Origin of the sequence: Dehalobacter sp., from assembly GCA_023667845.1 — a bacterium.
In the GTDB taxonomy this organism is placed as follows: domain Bacteria; phylum Bacillota; class Desulfitobacteriia; order Desulfitobacteriales; family Syntrophobotulaceae; genus Dehalobacter.
On record JAMPIU010000071.1, the window covers coordinates 1 to 1,230 of the forward strand.

2 protein-coding genes are annotated in these 1,230 nt (G+C 41.4%); one reads left to right on the forward strand and one right to left on the reverse strand.

What is annotated here, in order from left to right:
• Positions 1 to 87 (reverse strand): IS200/IS605 family transposase (locus NC238_05385; protein ID MCM1565372.1); only part of this gene is annotated, 87 nt, incomplete at its 3' end.
• Between the two features lie 305 nt (positions 88 to 392).
• Here NC238_05385 and NC238_05390 point away from each other — a divergent pair.
• Positions 393 to 1,230, forward strand: an 838-nt coding sequence (locus tag NC238_05390; GenBank protein ID MCM1565373.1) for a phosphoserine transaminase, incomplete at its 3' end; no start/stop codon positions are given.

A 1,230-nucleotide genomic window follows, 5' to 3' on the forward strand; every position in this document is an offset into this window, starting at 1 on the left:
TAAAAGAAGCTTTTTACGGTACTTAACACAAAAAACCATATGGTATCTTATTTTGTAGACACAATGGTTTGCATGTCTTAATTCCATCTACAGTACAAAGGTAATTAAGAATATAAAATCAATTATTTTACAACGGTTATCGGGGAAGTTTTCCATCCCCGCAGCAAGCTAGCGGGGTATTCGACTGAAATGAAAATCGGTTAAATTCCAGCCTTTCGTTTGACAGGAATCTTTGGATAATTGGGCAAATAAATTTTACATTTGTGATCAAGTGCGGAAAGTGGGTTGAAGCGATAAAGGCGTATGATAAAGCAATAGAAAATGACTCTAACAGAACTGGAAAATTTCTTATCCCCCGAAGACATAACTGTACCAAAAAAGGAATAGATAAAATGAAACCAACAAGAGTTCCTAAAAATCCCTGTTTTTCTTCAGGGCCCTGTGCCAAACATCCAGGGTATTCTGTTGAAGAGCTGAAGGATACACCTTTTGGCCGGTCACACCGGAGCAAACCTGGCAAGGAAAAATTAGCTGAAGCAATTAAAAGAACAAGAGATATGCTTGGACTTCCTGATGATTATCTGGTAGGTATTGTACCGGCTTCCGATACAGGCGCTTTTGAAATGTGCATGTGGTCTATGCTGGGGTGCCGTGGAGTTGATGTTCTGGTATGGGAATCTTTCAGTAAAGAATGGGCAACCGACATTACCAAACAGTTAAAATTAAAAGATACCCGAGTTTTTGAGGCAGAATACGGGAAATTACCGGATTTAAAGAAGGTAGATTTCAAGAATGATGTCGTCTTTGTCTGGAATGGGACTACTAGCGGAGTCAAAGTACCCAATGGCGGCTGGATTCCTGATAACCGGGAAGGGCTCACGCTTTGCGATGCTACCTCTGCCGTATTTGCTATGGATATACCCTACCATAAATTGGATGTCATTACTTTCTCATGGCAGAAGGTTTTAGGTGGGGAAGGTGCACATGGGATGCTGATTTTATCTCCGCGGGCTGTTCAGCGGTTAGAAAGCTATACTCCTGCCTGGCCATTGCCTAAAATTTTCCGACTGACCAAAAGTGGTAAACTGAATAAAGAGATTTTTGAAGGTTCTACTATTAACACCCCATCCATGCTGGCTAATGAAGATTGGCTGGCAACATTAAAATGGGCAGAGTCTGTCGGAGGGCTTAAACAACTTATCCAGCGGACAAATGAAAATCTGGCAGTCT